Genomic DNA, 1,138 nt, shown 5'->3' on the forward strand with positions numbered 1-1,138 from the left:
ACTGAAGTTACGCAGTCTTCAACAGCTTTAATTCGGCAAAAGCCGACTGAGAAGCTGAGAGTAATAACCGATATCTTAGCCTAAAATGATTGAGTTTGGTTTTAATTTTCAAACATTCCAATTTAAACACAGCATAGATGGCTAAAAAGATATGATTGTGCCGAGCCGTTTGACTATGAGCAGGAGAACTACCCAAATTAGCATTTTGCTTTAAGGATTTATGATAGACCTCAACGTGCCATCGTTTTTGATAGCCGTTCATAAAGGTATCAGCATCGCAATCTAAATCAGAACAGACCAAATATAAAATCCCTGTACTACCGTCCTTGTTTGTAAAGACACGGCGTAACAACAAGACCTCATCTTGATAGTCATGTAAAAAGCCTCGTACAGGGGTATTATCTGGCATCGCTGTTTCGGTAATGCGAACGAATTGACCTTGTTGTCTATCATCATTGCTTAAAGCCACCAATCGGTTGGTCTTTAAGGCAAAGATAAAGTGTTTTTTAGCTTTACGGATATGTTTAAATGTATGCTTGGCAGAGAACCATGAGTCAGCTAACACATAGTCAAACTTGACTTGGTTCTTCACCGCATGGTCAAACATTTCTATCAAACGCTGATTTTTAGTTTTATCACTTTTACGCTTACGCTTGCCTTTTTCATCGATAATGATGTTTGGTTTAGTGACAATATCAAAGCTTAATGGTATGTTGATATCACTGCGGTGATACAGGCAGTTTAGCAGGTTAATGCCTTTGACGTTGCGACCCACTGTATGGTGGTAATGCCAGCAAATCGTGTCATTTTCTTGGCTGTGTGGTTTGGGCTGTATGGTATCGTCAAAAATGAGGTAGCCTGTTGCATCAGGATTGTCATTTTCTAGTTGACGTAGTACAGGTTTAACCAGTTGCCATTGTTGTTTGGCTGTTAAGGTGTCACCATTCAAAAATCGTGTAATGCTGTCATGGTAAATTTCTCCTTGTAGTAAATGAGATAGCCCTGTGGCAGTAGTTTGCCCAAAACTGGCTATGAGATAGTCGCTGTAGAGTTCTATCATCTCTCTATTCATTTGTCGGCTCTTAGTGACTTGCTTTTTTTTATAATACCTTGTTTTTATTGAAGTGCGTAACTTCAG

The 1,138-nt window shown here is 39.2% G+C and carries 1 protein-coding gene; it reads right to left on the reverse strand.

Features of this window, described 5'->3' with window-relative positions:
• Window positions 1-7: 7 nt before the first annotated feature.
• Window positions 8-1,072, reverse strand: a complete 1,065-nt coding sequence (locus ACK1U4_RS12025; protein ID WP_419401987.1) for a transposase — start codon at window positions 1,070-1,072, stop codon at window positions 8-10.
• Window positions 1,073-1,138 lie beyond the last annotated feature (66 nt).

The sequence above is a fragment of the Moraxella sp. TY6 genome, assembly GCF_048551375.1.
Classification (GTDB): domain Bacteria; phylum Pseudomonadota; class Gammaproteobacteria; order Pseudomonadales; family Moraxellaceae; genus Faucicola.

What these genes read in the sequence shown, in the direction of transcription:
- ACK1U4_RS12025 (WP_419401987.1), bottom strand. Translation starts at nt 1,072, where the DNA reads ATGAATAGAGAGATGATAGAACTCTACAGCGACTATCTCATAGCCAGT.